Annotated in this window: 21 protein-coding genes; 14 read left to right on the top strand and 7 right to left on the bottom strand. The window is 42.8% G+C overall.

Annotated elements, in window-relative coordinates; all coding sequences use genetic code 11:
• Positions 1-154 precede the first annotated feature (154 nt).
• From EES38_RS17420 to EES38_RS17375, 10 genes are all read left to right on the top strand, one after another.
• A complete protein-coding gene (locus tag EES38_RS17420) occupies positions 155-652 on the top strand; it encodes a histidine phosphatase family protein (protein ID WP_124938497.1) in 498 nt (165 codons plus the stop codon).
• A gap of 258 nt (positions 653-910) precedes the next feature.
• Entirely contained in the window at positions 911-2,515 is a 1,605-nt protein-coding gene (locus EES38_RS17415; RefSeq protein WP_124938496.1) for a BCCT family transporter, read from the top strand.
• 232 nt (positions 2,516-2,747) lie between these two features.
• Positions 2,748-4,628 carry a putative bifunctional diguanylate cyclase/phosphodiesterase gene (locus EES38_RS17410; protein ID WP_124938495.1) on the top strand — a complete coding sequence of 627 codons (1,881 nt, stop codon included), beginning with the start codon at positions 2,748-2,750 and terminating at the stop codon, positions 4,626-4,628.
• A gap of 213 nt (positions 4,629-4,841) precedes the next feature.
• On the top strand, positions 4,842-6,281 hold the full coding sequence (gene rhaB / locus EES38_RS17405) for a rhamnulokinase (RefSeq protein WP_124938494.1): 1,440 nt from the start codon (positions 4,842-4,844) through the stop codon (positions 6,279-6,281).
• 13 nt (positions 6,282-6,294) lie between these two features.
• Complete coding sequence (locus tag EES38_RS17400) at positions 6,295-7,554, top strand: L-rhamnose isomerase (protein ID WP_124938493.1); 1,260 nt, start codon at positions 6,295-6,297, stop codon at positions 7,552-7,554.
• Positions 7,555-7,628: 74 nt separating this feature from the next.
• Positions 7,629-8,657 carry an L-rhamnose/proton symporter RhaT gene (locus tag EES38_RS17395; protein ID WP_208020476.1) on the top strand — a complete coding sequence of 343 codons (1,029 nt, stop codon included), beginning with the start codon at positions 7,629-7,631 and terminating at the stop codon, positions 8,655-8,657.
• 10 nt (positions 8,658-8,667) lie between these two features.
• Positions 8,668-8,982, top strand: a complete 315-nt coding sequence (rhaM, locus tag EES38_RS17390) for an L-rhamnose mutarotase (RefSeq protein WP_124938491.1) — start codon at positions 8,668-8,670, stop codon at positions 8,980-8,982.
• Positions 8,979-9,776 carry a rhamnulose-1-phosphate aldolase gene (rhaD, locus tag EES38_RS17385; protein ID WP_124938490.1) on the top strand — a complete coding sequence of 266 codons (798 nt, stop codon included), beginning with the start codon at positions 8,979-8,981 and terminating at the stop codon, positions 9,774-9,776. The genes rhaM and rhaD overlap by 4 nt, the downstream gene beginning before the upstream one ends.
• A 7-nt stretch (positions 9,777-9,783) precedes the next feature.
• The gene (locus tag EES38_RS17380; RefSeq protein WP_124938489.1) at positions 9,784-10,926 is read left to right on the top strand and encodes an iron-containing alcohol dehydrogenase; all 1,143 of its coding nucleotides are present in this window, start codon (positions 9,784-9,786) and stop codon (positions 10,924-10,926) included.
• Between the two features lie 78 nt (positions 10,927-11,004).
• Positions 11,005-11,826 (top strand): helix-turn-helix domain-containing protein, encoded by an 822-nt coding sequence (locus EES38_RS17375; protein WP_124938488.1) that lies wholly within the window; start codon positions 11,005-11,007, stop codon positions 11,824-11,826.
• Here the strand turns inward: EES38_RS17375 and EES38_RS17370 are convergent.
• On the bottom strand, positions 11,823-12,509 hold the full coding sequence (locus EES38_RS17370; protein ID WP_124938487.1) for a DUF4336 domain-containing protein: 687 nt from the start codon (positions 12,507-12,509) through the stop codon (positions 11,823-11,825). The genes EES38_RS17375 and EES38_RS17370 overlap by 4 nt on opposite strands.
• A 17-nt stretch (positions 12,510-12,526) precedes the next feature.
• Entirely contained in the window at positions 12,527-12,910 is a 384-nt protein-coding gene (locus EES38_RS17365) for a VOC family protein (RefSeq protein ID WP_124938486.1), read from the bottom strand.
• Between the two features lie 172 nt (positions 12,911-13,082).
• On the opposite strand from EES38_RS17365, the gene map reads away from it, so the two are divergent.
• Complete coding sequence (gene map, locus EES38_RS17360; RefSeq protein WP_124938485.1) at positions 13,083-13,859, top strand: type I methionyl aminopeptidase; 777 nt, start codon at positions 13,083-13,085, stop codon at positions 13,857-13,859.
• A gap of 130 nt (positions 13,860-13,989) precedes the next feature.
• The gene (locus tag EES38_RS22230) at positions 13,990-14,151 is read left to right on the top strand and encodes a hypothetical protein (protein WP_166434303.1); all 162 of its coding nucleotides are present in this window, start codon (positions 13,990-13,992) and stop codon (positions 14,149-14,151) included.
• Positions 14,152-14,220: 69 nt separating this feature from the next.
• Here EES38_RS22230 and EES38_RS17355 read toward each other — a convergent pair whose 3' ends face one another.
• The 5 genes from EES38_RS17355 to EES38_RS17335 form a co-directional block, all read right to left on the bottom strand.
• Positions 14,221-15,066 carry a DMT family transporter gene (locus EES38_RS17355; protein ID WP_208020475.1) on the bottom strand — a complete coding sequence of 282 codons (846 nt, stop codon included), beginning with the start codon at positions 15,064-15,066 and terminating at the stop codon, positions 14,221-14,223.
• A gap of 4 nt (positions 15,067-15,070) precedes the next feature.
• Entirely contained in the window at positions 15,071-15,616 is a 546-nt protein-coding gene (locus tag EES38_RS17350) for a hypothetical protein (protein WP_124938484.1), read from the bottom strand.
• A 68-nt stretch (positions 15,617-15,684) separates the two neighbouring features.
• Entirely contained in the window at positions 15,685-16,188 is a 504-nt protein-coding gene (locus tag EES38_RS17345; protein WP_124938483.1) for an Lrp/AsnC family transcriptional regulator, read from the bottom strand.
• A gap of 51 nt (positions 16,189-16,239) precedes the next feature.
• Positions 16,240-16,899, bottom strand: coding sequence for a hypothetical protein (locus EES38_RS17340; RefSeq protein WP_124938482.1), 660 nt, complete (start codon positions 16,897-16,899; stop codon positions 16,240-16,242).
• An 87-nt stretch (positions 16,900-16,986) separates the two neighbouring features.
• Entirely contained in the window at positions 16,987-18,282 is a 1,296-nt protein-coding gene (locus tag EES38_RS17335; protein ID WP_124938481.1) for an aspartate aminotransferase family protein, read from the bottom strand.
• A 268-nt stretch (positions 18,283-18,550) separates the two neighbouring features.
• Between EES38_RS17335 and EES38_RS17330 the strand changes: the two genes are divergently transcribed.
• Both EES38_RS17330 and EES38_RS17325 read left to right on the top strand, forming a co-directional pair.
• Positions 18,551-19,486 (top strand): 2-hydroxyacid dehydrogenase, encoded by a 936-nt coding sequence (locus tag EES38_RS17330; protein WP_124938480.1) that lies wholly within the window; start codon positions 18,551-18,553, stop codon positions 19,484-19,486.
• Between the two features lie 143 nt (positions 19,487-19,629).
• Positions 19,630-20,988: a DEAD/DEAH box helicase gene (locus EES38_RS17325; RefSeq protein WP_124938479.1), complete on the top strand. Its 1,359-nt coding sequence runs from the start codon at positions 19,630-19,632 to the stop codon at positions 20,986-20,988.
• Positions 20,989-21,016 lie beyond the last annotated feature (28 nt).

Below are 21,016 nucleotides of genomic sequence, written 5' to 3'. Positions count from 1 at the left end.
TAGGATCGCATGCGTCGCGAGGAGGGAGAAAATGTTAATTCTGTGTCATTTCGATAAATTAATGGGCATACCGATAAATCACTGCAATACTTAACATAACAACCCGACATTACCTGAATATAAACAAGCAGTTTCGATAAAGGAGGGTGACACCATGACTGATTGTATTTATGTAAGGCATGGTACGACCGAGTACAGCCAACAGAATCGTTTTGCTGGACATCAAGACATTCCTATCATCGGTATAGAGCAAGAGCGATTAACCGCAGCCTATAAATTGATCGCTCAACAACGTCCCACCGTTCTGGTTCATAGCCCCTTGTTACGTGCCAAACAGACTGTTGAATACTTTACTGACCAATACGAATTCGAACAGGTGATTAGCGAGCCTCTTTTAATTGAAAGAGACTTTGGCAATCTGGATGGCATGCTTAAGACTCAGGAAAACCGCTTATTGCTCGAAAGCGAGCGCAGTGCCGAAACCTTGATGCATCTGCAGGCGCGTATTCAGGAGTTTATCGATCGCTATCGTGGCTTTGATCATTCTCTGTTGGTTGTCGGACATTCGTCATACTATCGTCAACTCGCAACCTTACTCTCTATCTCGCGCGATCATCTTGAATGCTGTGAGGCAATTACGTTTCGCTTCTGAACAGTGAATAAGCAACGAAAGTGGAGAGAATGAGAGTGTTATAATGTTTCGTTTACTAAGTATATTTTTGTGTTTTTTGATTCTCATAAACGCTATAAAAGCCATTAAATCGACAAAAACTTGATTATTGTCACTATTTTTTGCTATTATTTGTTTCGATAACGCTTTGGGTACTAAATATTAATGAGTTTGAAAAGGATTTCAAAACCGACAAATATTGCCAAAAGCATTGATGACAAAACATTTTAAGTGACTAATATGAGTAATGTATTTAAGAAATACAGTATTGACACAACTGACTACCAAGTAGGTCAGGATAACGTTCAGAAGTGGGGATTCGACATCCACAATCCGGTATTTGGGATTAGCGCCGGACTTATACTTCTGTTTTTAGCTGCCGTACTTGTTGTTGATCCTGCTACAGCGAAAGGTGCACTAGATACGCTGCGTAATGCCATCATTGACGACTTCGATGGTCTATTTATGTGGTCTACCAACTTCTTCCTTATTTTCACCGTTGTTCTGATGTTTTCACCGTTCGGTAAAATCAGACTTGGCGGTAAAGACGCTACTCCTGATTATTCGACCACGTCCTGGATTGCGATGCTCTTTGCGGCAGGTATGGGTATTGGTCTTCTGTTCTGGGGTGTTGCAGAGCCAACTGCGTACTTCACTGATTGGTATGGTACGCCGATGAATGTCGAGCCATTCACGCCAGAAGCCAAGTCAATGGCACTGGGTGCAACAATATTTCACTGGGGTGTTCATGGCTGGGCGATTTACGCGATTGTTGCTTTGGGCCTTGCATTCTTTGCCTTTAACAAAGGCTTACCTCTCTCAATGCGCTCTGTTTTCTATCCCGTTTTTGGTGACCGCGCTTGGGGTTGGTTGGGACACGTTATCGATATTTTATCGGTACTAGCGACATTATTTGGTCTGGCGACATCGCTTGGACTAGGTGCACAGCAGGCTACCAGCGGTATTAACTATGTATTCGGTACTGATGGCGGTATCGGGATGCAACTTGGTGTTATCGTATTTGTTACACTGATTGCGATTGGTTCGGTTGTACGTGGTATTGATGGCGGTGTGAAGCTGCTGAGTAACATCAATATGGTATTCGCTGCTGCGCTGTTTGTATTTATTGTCGCGGTAACTTATGACGTTGCGTTTGCTTCGATCAAAGATACGTTCCTTGGCTATGTTGAAAATATTATCCCATTGAGTAACCCTCATGGCCGTGAAGATGAAGATTGGATGCACGCTTGGACTGTATTCTACTGGGCGTGGTGGATTTCATGGTCACCATTCGTAGGTATGTTTATCGCACGTGTATCTCGTGGTCGTACAGTACGTGAGTTCCTCTTAGCGGTTGTACTGATTCCAACACTGGTTACTATGGTTTGGATGGGTGTATTTGGTGGTATCGCGCTTGATCAGGTTATTAACAAAGTAGGTGAGCTGGGTACAAAAGGTTTAACCGATATTTCATTAACGTTGTTCTATGTTTATGACCAATTGCCATTTGGTAGTGTGATTTCTATCATCTCGATTGCTCTGATATTGGTGTTCTTCGTAACATCGTCTGACTCGGGGTCACTGGTTATCGATAGTATTACTGCTGGTGGTAAAGTAGATGCGCCTGTACCACAACGTATTTTCTGGGCGAGTATCGAGGGCGCAATCGCTGGTGCGATGCTGTGGATTGGTGGTCAAGAAGCGCTTCAGGCCCTTCAGTCGGGGGTAGTTGCAACGGCGTTGCCATTCAACTTCATTCTTCTACTGATGTGTTTCAGCCTGGTACTTGGACTAAAATCTGAATACAGTGCCTACAAACCCTCGGCGATGGCGCAAAGCCAATAGTTAATCAATAAAATAGTAAATAAAATGGCGAGCCTTGCGGCTCGCCATTTTATTTAATGCAACTAAAGCAACGCCAAGTTAATCATAAACTGAGATTTTTACTCAATAATTAGCATTTGTTAGTGATTTTGCTGCCATTTTGTTCGAAAAGTCTATTTCCCTACAATATTAGTTGATAAATCCAGTAAAAGCGTTTTAATGGGTTAAGGAGTGTTTTCAGGAATTAAGAAATATGTACGAACAGGAACGATTGAGAGTTTTCTCAGCTAATATGGTGGTTGCTGTCATCGTCAACATCTTTGTCGCATCGGTTATTGTTTTTAGTAGCCTTTACGAGAACGTCGTTGTGAATTACAAATATTTATGGTTGTGCATGATTATCGCGGTAGGATGCTATCGACTTGGTGTTCATTTTTTGGCGGACAATCAGTACCAATCAAAAATGAAGATGCACTTTGTTGGTGTCGTTATGGCAGGCATCGTATGGGCCATATTTCCCTACATATTTCATCAGGCATTTTCCGTTAAGGAAGAAATGGTCACGATTGTTGTCTTCTGTGGAATGGCAGGTGGCGGTGCGACATTACTGAATGCCGATCTAAAGTCCTCCCTCTCTTTTACGACCATAACTGTTCTGCCTTACAGCATTCTTCTTATTTCCGATCAGGACCCAGATCGCACAGCATTGGGCATTTTAGGTGTCGGTTTTTGGATGGCTCTAATTGTGAGCTCTTATCAGTGCGCTAAATACATTCGCAATGGCGTTGAGAATCAGGTCAAACTCGATTCACTGGTTAATAATCTTGAAGGCAAGGTAAAGGAAAGAACCAGTCAGATTGTGCGTCTTGAACAAAAGGATATGCTTACCGAAATTAATAACCGGAATAGTTTCGTATCGAAAGTTGAATTACTTCTTAATGATCCTTTCGATTTAAACCAGCCTATTCATTCGGTTCTGTACATCGATATGCGTGGGTTTAAAGTCATCAACGATACTTATGGGCACATTTTTGGTGATTATGTCTTGTCAACGTTGGGTAAGCGTCTTACTGATATCGATCGTTATTATGATTCGATTTCTGGTCGTTGGGGGAGTGACGAATTTATTGTTTATCTCGCAGCCAATTCCCGTATTGCAATTAAAGAGTTTCTCAAATACCTCGAAGAATCGTTAATTAAAGAAATTAAGCAGAACAATATCAAAGTTACGCCGACATTCCATATTGGTGTTTACACCTTTAAAGAAGATATTGAGGTACTGGACGCCATTCGCAATGCTTACAACGCGGTGCGAGAAGGTAAGCAAAACAACATAAAAGTATGCCACTTCAACGATGAAATTCAGTTAAAAAATCAGCGTAAAGAATATTTACGAAATGCAATGGAACAATCTATCGACGGCGAAGGTTTTTACATGAGTTATCAACCGATAGTCAGCGTTCCAACCAATGAAATCGCAGGTTTTGAAGCATTAGTGCGTTGGAATCTAAACGGCGAATTCATCTCACCGGCTGAGTTTATCGATATTGCCGAAGAACACGGGCTGATCATTCCGCTTGGCCGCTTTGTTTTAAAAACATCGATTGCGATGTTACACCGAATTAACCAAGACTTTCCTGATAAGTCGATGTCAATCAACGTATCTGTGATTCAGTTTCTTGAAGATGACTTCGTCGAATACTTAGATTTTCTCGTATCGAAATACGACGTTAATACACAAAACATCCATCTGGAAATAACAGAAACGGTGATGATTGAGAACCTCGAAAAACTTTCAAGAGTCATTCGAGAAACCAAGAAGCGTGGCGTTTCCATTTCAATTGACGACTTTGGTACTGGATTCTCTTCGATATCAGTACTAAAAAGTCTGGATGTTGACTATATCAAAATCGATAAGATGTATATTGACCATATCTGCAACGATGACCGCGATGAGAATATCGTTGATGCGGTGACGAAAATGTCGCATTTGATTGGTTGTAAAGTCATCGCTGAAGGGATTGAAGAACCAGAACAGCTAGCCCGTTTACATGACCTTCAAGCCGATTATTATCAAGGCTACTATTTCAGTAAGCCAGTAGATGACGATAGTGCATTGAATTTATTGAAATAATATTATTACCATAAGCCAAAGCAACCCTTACTTTGGCTTTTTCCTTTTTAAAACCACCCTCTATTTCCCCATATCATTTCTTGTCAGTTTTGTGACAACACACATTTCTATCTTTAAAAATATTCCTCGATTCATCTAACTGATGATTTTTTTTGAAGTTATTCATTCGTTAAATTCGCTTAAATAACCCTGTACTTTACGAGGGTTTGAAAAATGAAAGGCGTGATTGCTATCGATTTAGGCGCATCCAGTGGCCGCGTAATGGTGGGTTATCTGGATGGAAAACAAATTGGTTTAAAAGAATTTCATCGATTTACCAATCAGCAGGTCATGCATGGTAATGAATCCTGCTGGGATCTGTACTCGATTCTTGAAGAAATCAAAGTGGGTATTAACAAGGCATTGGCATCGGAATACGACATATGCTCACTAGGGATTGATTCATGGGGAGTGGACTTTGTATTACTGGATAAATTTGGCAAACATCTTGGTGAATTTGTCAGCTATCGAGATGCGAGAACACAGGGCTCGCAAGAAAAACTGGAAGGCGACAACGGCCTGAGTAAACGCGACATCTATGGTATGTCGGGTATTCAATTTTTAACATTCAACACCATCAATCAACTCAAAGCGATTTCGGATCAGAAACCTGAGTGGTTTGATGATATTGACACTCTACTTTTTATTCCAGACTACCTAAATTACAAATTGTGCGGTGTTAAGCATTGCGAATATACCAATGCTTCAACCAGTCAGTTGCTGGATTGCCATGAGAAAACGTGGAACAAGCAACTTATTGATGCTTGCGGTGCGAAGCTCAATTGGTTCCTTCCACCTAAAATGCCAAACCGCATTATTGGACAATACCAGCTCGCGGATATTCAGATCCCAGTTTGCTCGGTTGCGAGCCATGATACGGCTTCTGCAGTCGCTGCGACACCTTTAACCGATGAACATACCGCCTATCTAAGTTCGGGAACATGGTCTTTAGTCGGAATTGAGAGCGAAATACCCTTTACCAATTCGTCGGCATTCGAAGCGAATTTAACCAACGAAGGCGGGGTCGACGGTCGCTATCGTGTGCTGAAGAACATCATGGGGCTCTGGCTGATTCAACGAATTAAAGCGGAGAATCTATCACTTACATTTTCGGATATTGCTCTGCTCGCAGGTCAGGCTGAGCCATTTAAATACGTTATCAATGCCAATGACGACGCCTTCCTTAATCCGGATTCTATGACACAGGCTATCAAGAACTGGTTCACGCAACGAGATCAACCTGGACCACAAACCTTAGCGGAAATCGTGCGCTGTATCTATGACAGCTTAGTGCTTGCTTATGATGACGCGTTAACACAATTGTCTTACGCCTCAGGGAGAACCATCAAACAGCTTCGCATCGTTGGCGGCGGTACTCAAGACCAATTCCTGAATCAGCTTTGTGCGGATGTATGCGGGATAGAAGTAGCGACAGAGCCGACTGAAGCATCCGTGTTGGGTAACGTAATCAACCAATTTATTGCGTTGGACATGGTCTCCTGTCTTGAAGAAGGTCGGCAGATTATACATGCCTCATCGCAGGTTAAATTTTATTCACCACGTGAAATCGTGGATCTCGACAACATTAAATCCCAATACCAATTAATTAAGTGAATAGGGTGGAACAATGAAAGATACACAAATCCAATCAGCATATGACTATGCCAAAGAAGTGTTTAGTGCGTATGGTGTCGATACTGATGATGTGTTGCAACAACTCGATCAAACGCCAATTTCGATGCACTGTTGGCAGGGCGATGATGTGAAGGGCTTTGAGTCACCAGATATCGCTTTGAGCGGTGGTATTCAGGCAACAGGTAACTATCCTGGTGCTGCAACGACACCCGCAGAGCTACGCGCTGACCTTGAAAAAGCCTTTTCTCTGATTCCAGGGAAAAAACGCCTCAATCTACACGCTATCTACCTCGACAGTGAGGAGAAAGTCGAGCGTGACCAAATTACACCAGAGCATTTTACCAGCTGGGTTGAGTGGGCGAAAAAACATAACTTAGGGTTAGATTTCAACCCTACGCTGTTCTCCCATCCTCTGGCAGATGATGGTTTTACACTGTCACATCCGAAAGAAGAAGTACGTCAATTCTGGATTGACCATGTTAAAGCTTCACGAAAAATCTCTGAATATTTTGGTCGTGAGTTAGGTACACCTTCCACAATGAATATCTGGATTCCTGACGGCATGAAGGATCAACCGATTGATCGTCTGGCACCACGACAAAGATTGATTGACGCGTTAGATGTGGCACTTACCGAAAAGATTGATGAGCGTTATCACCGTGATGCTGTGGAGTGCAAACTCTTCGGTATCGGCGCAGAAGCATACACAGTCGGAAGCAATGAGTTTTATCTGGCGTATGCCTCAACACGTAACACAGCACTTTGCTTGGATGCAGGGCACTTCCATCCAACTGAAGTCATCAGCGATAAGATTTCAGCGGTATCACTCTATGTGAAGAATCTGTTGCTACATGTTACGCGCCCAGTCCGTTGGGACTCGGATCACGTTGTAGCTTTTGATGATGAGACTCAAGCGATCATGCGCGAAATCGTCCGTAATGATCTGACCGAACGTGTCTCCATCGGTTTGGACTTCTTCGACGCGTCAATCAACCGTATCGCAGCATGGGTAGTTGGAACAAGAAACGCACAGAAGGCGCTATTAAAAGCACTTCTGGAACCCACTGAGACTTTACGTAAAGCCGAACAAGACTTTGATTACTCTACACGTCTTGGTTTAACCGAAGAAATGCACTCACTGCCTTGGCCCGCTGTTTGGGATTACTACTGCATGAAACAAGGTGTACCAGTGGGTTTTGACTGGATGAATCAAGTGAAAGACTACGAAGCAACCGTGTTGGCGACACGCTAAGCACAGCTAGCCCTTTTCGATTAGAGAGGGGCGTACTTCTTCGACCCTACATAAAAAATATAAGGAAAATCATTATGTCTGTAGTAGCTGGTATTGGTTGGCACCTGGTAGGTGCAGCATCCGCAGCCGCCTTTTACGCTCCATACAAAAAGGTTCAGGGCTGGTCATGGGAGTTAATGTGGTCAATCGGTGGTTTATTTTCATGGGTACTCATGCCATGGATTGTTACGTCTATGCTGGTACCCAATTTGGCTGAATTTTACGCCGATATTCCCTTATCAACGTTCGCCATGCTGATGTTCTGTGGCGCGCTTTGGGGGATAGGTAACATCACTTACGGTCTGACAATGCGTTATCTTGGTCTTTCCATGGGTATTGGTATTGCGATCGGCTTAAACCTGGCGGTAGGGACACTATTGCCACCCATTATCAAGGGTAAATTTGGCGAATTAATGAGCTCAAACGGTAGCACATTAACAATGCTGGGTATTGCCGTTGCTTTGGTTGGTATTGCAATCGTCACTTTTGCTGGGAATGCCAAAGAAAAAGCAATGGGGCAGAAAGCGGAGGAATTTAACTTACGCAAAGGCGTTACGCTTGCCATCATATGTGGGATTTTCTCGGCAGGATTCGCGTTTGGCTTAGACGCTGCTGGTCCGATTAGGGCACAGTCTGAAGCTCTGGGAATTAACTATCTATACGTCGCTATGCCTGCTTATGGTTTCATCATGGGGGGCGGTGCGATCGTTAATTTCGGCTTCTGTATTTTTAACATCGTCACTAAGAAAGAAATCTCAATTAGACATGATATCTCAATCGGTAAAAGCCTTCTTATCAGAAACCTTCTGTTCAGCGCGATGGGCGGAATTATGTGGTATCTGCAATTCTTCTTCTATGGTTGGGGTGAAGCCTCTGTTCCTGAAAATCTCGGCTATATCAACTGGATGTTGCATATGTCTGGTTACGTTCTGTTTGGCGGTGTGATTGGCTTAGTCATGGCAGAGTGGAAAGGCGTTGGTACTCGTCCGGTAAGAATCCTCATTTTAGGTCTGTTGGTCATCACTGCTGCCGCCAATATCGTAGGTATGGGTATGGCGGTCTAAGGAGAAAAATATGATTAGAAAAGCATTTCTGATGTTTGTAAACCCAGATTGTCACGTTGAGTACAAGAAGCGCCACGACGATCTTTGGCAGGCAATGTCAGAGCTGCTTTCTTCACATGGAGTGTCGAATTACTCCATCCATTTGTTTGCTGAACAGAATATGTTGTTTGGCTACGCCGAAGTGGAAAGTGAAGAAAAATGGGCAGCAATTGCGGATACAGAAATATGTAAAGAGTGGTGGGCTTATATGAAGGATGTAATGCCATCTAATGCTGATAACTCACCCGTATCAAGAGATTTAACCGAGGTATTTTATTTAAAATGATTACATTAAACGATGCAGTAAAACTTGAGATCGAGAAAGTTCGTGAAGTATCCCAATACCTTTGGCAAAGAGAATGGGCAGAGCGAAACGGCGGTAATATTTCGGTCGATCTGACGGATATAATCGGTGATGTTACCGTGACAAGTGAAGAGCGTCCTTTACCTTTAGCCATGCCAGCAAGTTGCGCAGGGCGTATTTATTTTGTGAAAGGTACTGGGCAGCGTATTCGCGAATTACGTGAACCTGGATATGCAGGATGCATTCTCAAAATAAACCCAAGAGCCGATGGTTTCTTTATTCTCTGGGGCGGGAGTGCGGCCGATAATTTTGCACCGACTTCTGAATTTATTAGCCATATAAAAATTCTTGAAGCAAAGCGTGCTCAAGGTTCATCGGATAAGTCGGTTGTACACACTCATCCGCTAGAGTTAATCGCACTCTCTCATCACCCAGATATCTCGAAAAGTAGTGAGTTGTTTACTCATACTTGCTGGAAGATGCTACCAGAAGTCCGCGCATTTGTACCCAAAGGGGTAGGTATGATTCCTTATTGCTTACCTTCCTCCGAAGAGTTGGCAGACAGAACAACTGCATCTTTGTTGACCCACGATGTCGCGATTTGGGAAAAGCATGGTGCAACGGCGTCAGGTAACGATGTTTTGGTCGCATTTGACTATATCGATGTTGCTAATAAAGGTGCCAAACTCTATCTGAAGTGTTTATCTGCGGGTTTCGATCCCGAGGGCGTTACCGAAGAAAATATGGCGATATTAAAACGAGAATTCAATTTGTGAGGCAAACATGTCTGTTTTCAAACTAGCATTTCCAAGAATTAACTTAGCAGGTGTAGGGGCGATAGAAGCCCTTATCGAACGGATTTTTGATCAACATGGAGAGCAACCAGGTCTGCTCATTTGCGATCCTGCAATGGTTCAATTTGGCTTTGCGGACAAATTAACGAGCAGTGCTTTAAATCTGTGCGTATTCAATGAAGTTAAACCTAACCCGGATACTAATACTGTCAATCGTGCGTTTGATCAGTTCAGTAGTGCGGGCGCAAAGTATGTTATTGGTTTCGGTGGGGGTAGTTCGATTGATACGGCGAAAGCGATTCGTATCTTATCAGCAAATAGTGGACCGATTGCTAACTTTAATGGAGTCGAAAAAGTGAAGCAGATTGGCGTACCGCTGTATGCGATTAATACGACAGCGGGTACCGCAGCAGAAGTCACCAGCAACGCGGTCATTACGGATACAAAAACTCATGTGAAGCATGTGATTATATCCGATAAGATTATTCCAGATGTTTCAGTCAACGATCCCAGTGTTATGCTCGGTATTCCACAGGGTGTTACTGCAGCAACCGGGATTGATGCGCTGACACATGCGGTTGAGTCTTATGTGTCAGTTGGTGCACATACGCTCACTGATTACATTTCACTTGAGTCCATACGCCTTATCGCTGATAACTTACCCAAAGCTGTTGATAATGGTAAAGATATCGAGGCACGAGAAATGATGGCTTTCGGTCAGTTTGTCGCTGGGCTATCGTTTAATAGTGCGGGGCTTGGAATGGTTCATGCGATGGCTCACCCTGGTGGGGCACAGAAAGATCTCCCACATGGTGTATGTAACGCAATATTGTTGCCGATTGTCAGTGAATTTAACCGCGCCTCACGCGTTGGTAAGTTTGCCAAAGTGGCTGCCGCAATGGGTGTAGATACATCGAGCATGAACGATGAAGAAGCGAGTTTTGCTGCAATTGAGGCTCTAAAAGCTTTGAACACGCGCGTTGGCATACCTGCGGGTTTTGGTGAACTCGGTATCACAGAGGCAGATATGATGCTTTGGGTCGATGATGCGCTAGCTGACCCTTGTGCAGGTGGCAATCCAGTGCCAATGACCCGTGACCAGGTTATCAGTTTATACAAAAAAGCTTTATAGAAAATCAAAGCTGAGAGCTTGCTCTCGGCTTGTTTTTTTCAGGGCTCTAAAGTATTTCAGGTTATCGGTAACTTGATTATGAATATGCTATTTCTCAAATCTGAAGAATACGTCGGCTATAAAAACAGCGTCAATATTTTACGTAGGGAACCTCAAGCGGATTACCCTGAGCATCGTCATGATTTTAGTGAACTGATCTTAGTTAGTTCAGGTATTGGCAACCATACGGTGAATGATGATTTTTCTGTAATGTTGCCTAACACTATCGCTTGTGTAAGTGAACGTGATTATCACCAGTTTTCGGATAGTCAGGATTTGATTTTGTTGAATGTTGCATACAACAAAGATTTTCTTTCAGTAAGCCGTAGTTCTGCGGATGTCATAAAAAAACTCGAAAACGATCAAAACCATTTTATGATTCTTGAAGACGACTTCAAACCACTCAATAACATCGCTCTACGGATAAAAGAAGAAAATGAACGGCAAGATGTGCATGCCTCGATTATGGCATCGATTCTGTTTGAACAACTGTTACTTTCAATCGACAGGCTGAGTGTGGGATCGTTCGATCAATCACCTTTAATGAAATCCGTTGTTTATCTGTGCAATAATTATTTCGAACAGGATCTCTCAGTTAATCATATTTGCGATATGTTTAAAGTCACGCCAAAAGCATTAAGTAGTAAGCTTGTTCAGTTGACTGGACTTTCAACCAACCGCTTTATCAATCATCTCAGAGTACACCGGGCAATGGCCATGTTAAAAAATGGAAAATCGATAACCGATGTTGCATTCCGGGTGGGGTACAACGACAGTAATTATTTTAGTACCAAATTTAAGGCCGTAGCAGGATGTTCGCCTAGGGAATATCTTGGTAAGAACAAAATCTTAAGTAACTAATTCGCCCAAGCGAACGAGCGATGCAAAAATGGCAAAGCATCTTGAGTAATAATCTCACCATGAGCCATGACGATTGTTTTTGGATTCCAGCTTGAAATACGCTTTATGTGTCGTCGAACCTGATCTTTATTCCGACAAAATGTGAGGCGCCAATCCAAAGGGGTTTTGCCGTGAGGCGTAAGGATACCGGCCATTTTAGCCAACGGTCTTTTAAGAATGGGAATGTTCTTGGGTGAAAAATTCTCTATTAAGTCCGTCACAATGAGCGTTCTGCTCTCAGCGTAGAAAAATACGGCTTCTTCCATTACTTTCGAACCTGTGAAAAGTAAAAATTCAATATCAGTAGTCCAAAATGCGGAGAAGTCAGTAGTTAAAGTATGCTGAAAATGGATATCGGGTCGCTTTTGAATAACGCCTTTCGTACCAAATAGTAACGCTTGTGGATAGTCTGACAGCCAATCGTTAAGGAACAGATGATGCAATGCGTTAGGGGCGACCAGATATTTTACACTACCTAACTGTTCTATCTGGTATTGTATTTCACTAGTTAAGCGAATAGGGCTATGGACCCAAAGCGATTGATCGCTTAACCGAATTACCGTCATTCTGGTCGTGTAAGGTAAACCCATAAATCTTACGGGTTCACCTTCAAAAAGCCAGATATTGTCGTCTAAACAATACACTTGTGATAGTCCGAGCGTTAAAGACCGCAGCCATTGCCGTGTGGCGAGCGACGTTCTGACCAAACAGCAAACTCGTTGCCACTCGGTTCGGTAAAGTGAAAACGCACACCGCCGGGAAATTCAAAAATCTGTTTTACAATGGTACCGCCATGCACCAACACTTTTTTTAGCGTGCAGTCGATGTCTTCACTATAAAAAACCAGTAAGGCTGAACCTTTTTCAGTGTTACAGGTTAAGTCTGAACGATAAAAGCCGCCGTCTAATCCTTGCTTGGTAAAACAGGTATAGTCCTCGCCGTAATCGACAAACTTCCAATCAAAGACGGCGGTAAAAAAAGCCTTTGTCGCCATAAGGTCACTCGAAGGGAGTTCAACATAGTTGAGTTTTTCGTGTTCGTTCATTACTACTTCCTACGTTTTAACAAACCAGTAAAAGTATTTAAAACTTAATTGAGATTAACAAGCTCAATGCGAAAAAACCGTGAGATTTCATCAGAATATTGCAAATTAGCAGCTATGCTTATGATAACGATTCAGATTTCCACCATTCTATACGGTAGAACAGGAGTGATTGATGAGCCGATCTATCTCGATTAAGTCGTCACATGAAATTGAATTAATGCGTGCTTCGGGTCGTCTACTGGCAAAGGTGTTTCAAATGTTGGATCAATTTATTGCCCCAGGCCGTTCGACTCTTGAAATCAACAATATAGCTCATGAATTTATTGTGCATGAACTCCACGCTTACCCTGCGACTAAAGGCTTTCATGGCTTTCCTTTCTCGCTAAATACCTCAGTCAATGACGTTGTCTGTCATGGTATCCCCAGTAAACATGTAAAGCTGTCAGCAACGGATATTATTAATGTCGATATCACTTTGGAACATAACGGTTATATGGCTGATTCCAGTAAGACCTATGTCATGCCGAATGCAAGTCAGCAGGCGCGAGACTTGGTTAATACTGCTTATCAGGCAATGTGGCGTGGTATCGAGCAAGTCAAGCCGGGAAACCATATTGGCGATATTGGCAACGCGATTCAGAGTTTTGCGGAATCTCATAGTTTAACTGTTGTTCGTGATTATGTCGGTCATGGGATTGGCAGAGAGATGCACGAAGAGCCGCCTGTATTTCACGTGGGAATAGCTGGGACAGGAATCCAGCTCACTGAGGGGATGGTGATTACGATCGAACCAATGTTGAATTTGGGCACTGCTAAGACTAAACGTTTGAGCGACGGTTGGACGGTTGTTACGGATGATGGAAGCTTATCGGCGCAGTTTGAACACACAGTGTTAGTTACCCGTGGAGGATATGAAGTACTGACGATTCGTGATGAAGAACAATCTTAGATGTTGTTTAATTACATCAAATTCCACTGGATTTAAATAAATTCATTATTCCAGATCAATTTTGTTGAAATTTTACGCGCATAGGATAATAATTGTGATGTAGGTCACGAACATCCTTAAGGAGGATAAGATGAATACAGCAACATTGACTCGTTTCGCTTCACGTACTCGTAAAACAGAAGCAACTTCACTTAACGCAAAAAGCATTGCTCATGATCTTTGGTTCGTTGTTAAAGCAACTGCCGTAGTATCAGCTATCGTTATGTGGCAGGCTTCTTCGTTTATTAATTAATAAGTCGTCAAGTGTACCACGCGGCCAGACAACATCCTCGTTGCTGGCTGTGGTTAAATTTCCAAGTCATTAACTCAATTTTTTCTTTTCTAAAGCAACCAGCATTAGTCCCCCCAAAATTAACAGCGTCGATATAATGAATCGAGTGGTTAATACTTCATTCGCGAACATAATGCCACCAAGGGCTGCAAAGACGGGCACTAGCAATTGAATCACGGCTGCCTGAGTTGAGTTTAAGCCTCGTAATGCGATGTACCAAACGGTATAACCGCCAGCAGACGCGATGCTGCCAGAAAGGGTAGCGAGTATCATACCTTCAACGGTTATGTCCGTTTGCATAAATGTGGCGGCGAAGGCAATGACGACGAACGGTAATGTTCGGAGAAAATTATAAGTCGTATCGTGTAGGGGATGCCGAGAGTGTTTTCCTAATAGCGTATAGAATCCCCAAGCAACCCCAGCTATTGTCATTAAGAGAAAGCCGCTCGCTGAAGGAGAGGATATATCCGGTAAGACAAGGAAAACAAATCCGCCGAATGCAACGATAACGCCGCACCATTCAAGTATGCTCAGTCTTGTCCCCTTCAGGTAGGAAAAGATAAGCATAGTCAGCTGTACTGAGGCGAATAAGATAAGTGCACCCGTTCCAGTGCTCAACGAGTTATAGGCATAGGAAAATGTGATAGCGTAAAGAAAAAGCATTCCGCCAGCGCGCCAACTACCCCGAGAGTGTTCGTTTGTTACTGATCTTCTGATGGATACGATGAGCATTAGTACTATTGCACCGGAGACGAGTCTTATCGTGGTAAAGTTCAAGGCGTCAATTGCTCCGTTTTGTAATGCAAGGCGACACAATACGGAGTTGGCTGCGAAGGTTATCAGTGTGATGATGGTTGTTATTACGGTAACGAACATGGTTTCACTCAGAGCCAAAAGATTTTATTTTATTTTTTACGTCATCAATGCTCGGTATAGTCATACCGCAAACTTCGTTTTCATGCTCGATTTCGTTTTCTTCACCAAACAGCGTCAACAACTGGTTGGTATCTTTAATGGTTTGGCATCCGTCGTATATATCCGACGCGGTAACCGATAGAATCACGCCAATCCCAATATAGGGAATCGATTCACCGATAATGGAGGACATATTCACCCCGACAGTTTTAACAACCCGACGAGAGATACGTTTTGATATGGTTTTCGCCTGCGCAAATTTGGCTTTACGCACCCGTCTTTCTTCAACTAATAACTTGTTTTGGCGTGATAACGCAGTGCGCTCTGAGCGTAAATTTTTTACTTGTGTGCTTTTACTTTTTGTAAGCAGAGAAGGCGGGGTGATGTGCGAGGCCATATCAAATAGAAAGTCGTAGAATTTGGCGTTCACAATAGTTGCGATATTGAGAATGAGTAGAACGAGCGAAATGAGTAGCCACAAAGATTTGCGTAAACGTCTAAAAATAGCCATGACACCTCCAATATCATAATCACACTGTTATGACGTTGACGACGAGGTGTGTCAAGTTAAGACTTGATTTACATCGCGCTGGTTTGGTGATCAAGAAGACGCTGCAGAGGCATATCGTCCTTAATGACAGGCGACTTGATGACGATATAGCTAAAGTATTTCGATATGCCGATGTCACTGTCGACAAGTCGCTCGATGACTTCCTGATAATGGGCAATATTGCGAGTGACAAACCGCACTAAATAGTCATAACCGCCACTGATCAGATGGCACTCCATTACCTCATCAATATTCTTCATCGACTTTTCAAATTTGATGAAGTCTTCTCGCTTATGACCGTTAATATAAACTTCCGTATAGACGGTTACAAACTCCGTGATTTTAGACAGATTGAGAAATGCTTTGTAGTTTTGAATGTATCCACAGCGTTCTAGTCTTTTAACCCGTTGTAAGCAAGGGCTTGCAGATAGACCAACAGCATCAGCCAGTTTCACGTTGGTCATTCGTCCATTTTTTTGCAGTTGAGTCAATATATTAATATCGATGCGGTCAAGCCTCATATCTGAATCCATATAATTATCCTTAATATTATGAGTTGTGGACGATGCAAGACTAAAGCATATTTAATGCCATGAACTCCTCAGGGCAGTCTGATGCTCTAACACGAACTTGGCTAATGATTCACGGTTAGCGTTTTCTGGTAAAAATACAGCACTTCTATGAATGACTCGTGTGTTAGGAAATTGAGTTAATTCAGCAAGGTGAGGATTGGTTAATAACAGTGTGGTATGTGTATTTAATCCGAGTGATCTGATTGTATTACTCAAATCAGAATCAAAATGTTCTCGGATAATGAGTTCGTGTTCTGTAATCGCTAGGCTCTTGATTATTTGAGGGATATCTTCTGGTTCACGATCACAACGAATGAGTACTCGATAGAACTTCTTAAGATAGTGTAAGGCTCCGTAAGCATCCTCATACATCGGCCATTGATTGACTGCACGACCAAATTGAAAGGTGTGTTTCCAGTTGGATGTCGCTTTGAGTTCATTCATTAAGGTCTGAAAACTAAAACAATGAGTAACACAGAAGCCATTTTCGTAAATCGAATCTGATAAATTATAATAGTGTTTCAAGTACTGATGAATGACTGATTCCTGATACGGTATATCCTGCGGTAGATTCTTTTGTAATTCATAAATTTTATTCAATATACCTTGGTAGTGATTAACAAGAATACCGTCACAATCGATGATTAATGTGTCAAAGGTAGTTATATCCATAGAAGAATCCTTTCTTTTTTGTGCACTAAAACATTCAAAATGCACCATTATAGACATTGGTGATTGGAGCCTATAATGGTGTAAGCACTATCCAAGAACGATTTTACAAGCATCTCGTAACATAGTCAGAGCTTCACTTAAGATGGATTCTGACGTATTTAATGGTGGCAGAAAACGGATAACGTTGCGCTGTGTACCGCATTTGATTACGAGTAATCCCTGGCGACGGCATTCATCAATTAAGTCTTGAACGAGTGCCGCATTTTCCTGAGCGGTATCACTGTCGGAAACAATTTCAATTGCAAGCATAAAGCCCAGTCCACGGACGTCTGCGATTTTGCTGAATTGATGTTTTAATGCGAGTAGGCCTTCTTCGAAGAAATGACCTCGCTGACGTGCAAGTGCCAACAATGAGTCATCTTTGGTATAAAGATCGATGACGGCAGATGCTGCTGCACAGGCGATAGCATTACCCCCATACGTGCCACCAAGGCCTCCTGGCTTCGGACCATCCATAATGTCCGCCTTGCCAACAACAGCTGAAAGTGGGAATCCGCCAGCAAGACTCTTAGCTGTAGTGACGAGGTCAGGTTTAATTCCCGCATGTTCGTAGCCAAACATTTTTCCTGTACGGCCAAAACCAGCCTGAATTTCATCGCAAATCAGAACAATGCCATATTGTTCCGTTAATTCACGTAATTGTTGTAAAAACGAAGCTGGAGCCGCAAGAAATCCACCGTCTCCTTGTACCGACTCAACGATGATCGCAGCAACTCTATCTGGAGTGACGACTGAAGTGAAAATATCGTCTATAGACGTTAGTGCATCCTCGACACTGATGCCTCGGAATTCATTTGGGTAAGTTGCATGGTATATTTCTCCAGCCATAGGACCAAAATTTTGCTTATAAGGCTCGCTCATACCCGTTAAGGTACTTCCAAGCAATGTCCTTCCATGAAAGCCACCTTTGAATGAAATGACGGCGGGACGATTAGTATAGCCGCGCGCGATTTTGACGGCATTTTCAACCGCTTCAGCTCCTGAGGAGAGTAGGACCGTTTTGAAGTGATCGCCTTGACCCACTAATTGATTGAGCTTTTTAGCGACATCGAGATACGGTTCATAGACCGTAACCTGAGCACAGGCGTGTGATACTTTAGTCAACTGCGTCGTGACCGCGTCAACGACAGCAGGATGATTATGACCAATGTTGAGAACACCGATACCGCCAACAAAATCAAGAAAACGATTACCGTCCAGATCCCACAACTCAGCACCCTGTGCTCTATCTAACGTGACAGGATGGGCATTAACCAGACCTCTGGGTACATGTTGCTGTTTCGCTTCGAGTAAAGCCTGAGTTTGAGAGTTATCTGTGTTCATAATGGTTACCTTTCCATAGTAATAAAAATTCCTATTGAAAAAACTACCATTTTTAGTCAGTGTAGGACGCTTAATTTACCTGTTATATGTTCATAATCCGCTGTTTTATTAGCTGCAAACAGCAGGTTTTATCGTAAAAGCAGAGTCTGCTTTTTCACTTGCATATGGTTCACTTTTCTACCGATTGACACCTCTTATACAACGCAGATTATGCGGCTGTTTCTACATAATGGAGTGAGTCTTAAACCAAACAAGGAAAGGAAGTTTCATGAGTAATACGTTAAATGTCTTGTACTATTCTGAGGAAAAACGTGGACGCCATTGGCAAAAGGGAATCGAACAAGATCACCCTAATATCCTATTCAACGTTTGGCCCGAAGAGACAGATTTAAATGCAATAGACGTGTTGGTTGTGTGGAAAATTCCACAAGGTTTACTTGAACAGCTTCCTAATCTGAAGGCTATATTTACGGTGTCTGCAGGAATCGATCAGATTGATTTCTCACTTATTCCTTCACATATTGACGTTGTTCGTATGATTGATGACGATTTATCCAATCAATTAGCAGAATATGCAGTGATGTCGACATTAATGCTATACCGACAGCTTCCATACTTTCAGCAATGTCAGCAAGACAAACAGTGGTCTCCCCGTTACGTTAAAACGGCAAATAAAATGAATGTTGGTATCATGGGATTGGGGCAACAAGGTTGCAAAATTATTGAAAGACTCAAGCCATTTAATTTTTCACTGAGTGGTTGGTCTCGCTCGTTGCGTTCAATCGACGGTGTTGAATGCTTCGGTGAACAAGATCTTTTCGCGTTCCTTGAGCCGCTGGATATTATTATTTGCGTGCTACCCTTAACGGATAAAACGCGTCACATTTTTAATTCAGACTTGTTTAGTAAAATGAAAACAGGTGCTGCAATTATCAATATTGGGCGAGGAGAACATGTAAATGAGGTTGAACTGCTAAATGCTCTGGATGCAGGAATCCTCTCTAATGCCATTTTAGATGTGACCAATGAAGAGCCACTCGATGAACAGAGCGCATTGTGGCATCATCCCAGTGTTCTTATTACACCGCATATTGCTGGTGTGACACGCTCCCAATCAGGTTACGAAACCTTTTTAAAAAGCTTACTCGAATGGCAAAAAGGGGATAAACCTGCGGGATTGGTTTCGCGCGAGCAGGGATATTGAGTCTATTAGTGCCCTCAATTGGTATTAATTCTCTGTCGACCGCAATTAATGGTTGCGGCTAGAGAGTAAAGGCCGCAGAATGGCGCACTTTTCACTTCCTATAAGAAGTGAATTCTTTTTACTAGAACAATCGAGAACAAAATATGGGTTTTACCTCACTGGGACTTTCCGCGCCAATTCTAAAAGCAATTCAAGAAAAGGGCTATGACACGCCCTCACCAATTCAAGAGCAGGCAATCCCTTCCGTTATTGAAGGTCATGATGTTATGGCTGCGGCGCAGACTGGTACAGGTAAAACGGCAGGATTTACGCTTCCGATTTTAGAACGGCTATCAAACGGTCCGAAAGTGCGAGGAAACCAGGTTAGGGCACTTGTCCTAACGCCAACTCGCGAACTGGCAGCGCAAATTCAAGAAAATGTTGTGACCTATAGTCGTCATCTACCGTTGACCAGCGCAGTTGTATTTGGTGGCGTGAAGATCAATCCACAAATGTTGCGTTTACGTAAAGGCGCGGATATTTTGGTGGCGACACCAGGACGTTTACTCGACTTATATCAACAAAATGCGGTCAAGTTTGATCAACTTGAAGTGTTTGTACTGGATGAAGCTGATCGTATGCTTGATATGGGCTTTATTCGTGATATTCGTAAGATTCTTGAATTATTACCTAAGAAGCGCCAGAACCTACTATTCTCGGCAACGTTTTCTGCTGAAATTCGTCAACTCGCTAAGACATTAGTGAATAACCCAGTTGAGATCTCGGTCAGCCCAGCAAACTCGACTGCACGAACGGTTGAGCAGTCAATTTATCCTGCGGATGTGAAAAAGAAAGCACCAATGCTGGTTAAGCTTATCAATGACGGTAATTGGCAACAGGTATTGGTATTTACAAAAACTAAGCACGGAGCCAATCGACTTGCAACATTTTTGAATGATTCAAAAATTTCTGCTGCTGCCATCCACGGCAATAAGAGTCAGGGAGCACGCACACGAGCGCTAGCTGATTTTAAATCCGGAGAGATCCGTGTTCTAGTCGCGACAGATATCGCAGCTCGTGGTATTGATATTCCGCAACTTCCTCAGGTTGTCAATTTTGAATTACCTAAAGTCGCTGAAGATTATGTCCATCGTATTGGCCGTACCGGTAGAGCAGGTGAGGTAGGTAAAGCATTTTCTCTGGTTTCTGCCATTGAAGCGCCAGAACTCTTTGCGATTGAACGTTTAACTCAAACCTTATTGCCGCGTATTGAATTAGACGGTTTTAAACCAGGTAACCCGTTACCTGAGTCTAAATTGGATACCCGAGCAATGAAGCCGAAAAAACCGAAAAAGCCAAAGAAAACGCAAGTGTCATCAGCACCATCGGTAAGTAAAACAAAAGCTAAAAAACCATCGGGTAAACCGGCTTCTAGTGCTAACAGTGCGTCTAAACCTACGCAAAAAAAACGTCGAAACTTTGGTCTCTCGAAACCAAAAACGAATGCGGCGAAAGCAAACTAGCTGTCCATTTAAAAAGGGAACCGAGGGT

It is taken from the genome of Vibrio viridaestus (genome assembly GCF_003856525.1).
GTDB classification, from domain to species: domain Bacteria; phylum Pseudomonadota; class Gammaproteobacteria; order Enterobacterales; family Vibrionaceae; genus Vibrio; species Vibrio viridaestus.
The sequence above is the reverse complement of the archived record's forward strand: the minus strand, read 5'-3'. Positions and strand labels throughout refer to the sequence as shown.

Coding starts and splice junctions, on each gene's coding strand:
- EES38_RS22230 (WP_166434303.1), top strand. CDS start 13,990: ATGAATACAGCAACATTGACTCGTTTCGCTTCACGTACTCGTAAAACA.
- rhaB (WP_124938494.1), top strand. CDS start 4,842: ATGAAAGGCGTGATTGCTATCGATTTAGGCGCATCCAGTGGCCGCGTA.
- EES38_RS17325 (WP_124938479.1), top strand. CDS start 19,630: ATGGGTTTTACCTCACTGGGACTTTCCGCGCCAATTCTAAAAGCAATT.
- rhaM (WP_124938491.1), top strand. CDS start 8,668: ATGATTAGAAAAGCATTTCTGATGTTTGTAAACCCAGATTGTCACGTT.
- EES38_RS17335 (WP_124938481.1), bottom strand. CDS start 18,282: ATGAACACAGATAACTCTCAAACTCAGGCTTTACTCGAAGCGAAACAG.
- EES38_RS17340 (WP_124938482.1), bottom strand. CDS start 16,899: ATGGATATAACTACCTTTGACACATTAATCATCGATTGTGACGGTATT.
- EES38_RS17420 (WP_124938497.1), top strand. CDS start 155: ATGACTGATTGTATTTATGTAAGGCATGGTACGACCGAGTACAGCCAA.
- EES38_RS17400 (WP_124938493.1), top strand. CDS start 6,295: ATGAAAGATACACAAATCCAATCAGCATATGACTATGCCAAAGAAGTG.
- rhaD (WP_124938490.1), top strand. CDS start 8,979: ATGATTACATTAAACGATGCAGTAAAACTTGAGATCGAGAAAGTTCGT.
- map (WP_124938485.1), top strand. CDS start 13,083: ATGAGCCGATCTATCTCGATTAAGTCGTCACATGAAATTGAATTAATG.
- EES38_RS17380 (WP_124938489.1), top strand. CDS start 9,784: ATGTCTGTTTTCAAACTAGCATTTCCAAGAATTAACTTAGCAGGTGTA.
- EES38_RS17410 (WP_124938495.1), top strand. CDS start 2,748: ATGTACGAACAGGAACGATTGAGAGTTTTCTCAGCTAATATGGTGGTT.
- EES38_RS17415 (WP_124938496.1), top strand. CDS start 911: ATGAGTAATGTATTTAAGAAATACAGTATTGACACAACTGACTACCAA.
- EES38_RS17395 (WP_208020476.1), top strand. CDS start 7,629: ATGTCTGTAGTAGCTGGTATTGGTTGGCACCTGGTAGGTGCAGCATCC.
- EES38_RS17345 (WP_124938483.1), bottom strand. CDS start 16,188: ATGGATTCAGATATGAGGCTTGACCGCATCGATATTAATATATTGACT.
- EES38_RS17350 (WP_124938484.1), bottom strand. CDS start 15,616: ATGGCTATTTTTAGACGTTTACGCAAATCTTTGTGGCTACTCATTTCG.
- EES38_RS17365 (WP_124938486.1), bottom strand. CDS start 12,910: ATGAACGAACACGAAAAACTCAACTATGTTGAACTCCCTTCGAGTGAC.
- EES38_RS17375 (WP_124938488.1), top strand. CDS start 11,005: ATGAATATGCTATTTCTCAAATCTGAAGAATACGTCGGCTATAAAAAC.
- EES38_RS17330 (WP_124938480.1), top strand. CDS start 18,551: ATGAGTAATACGTTAAATGTCTTGTACTATTCTGAGGAAAAACGTGGA.
- EES38_RS17355 (WP_208020475.1), bottom strand. CDS start 15,066: ATGTTCGTTACCGTAATAACAACCATCATCACACTGATAACCTTCGCA.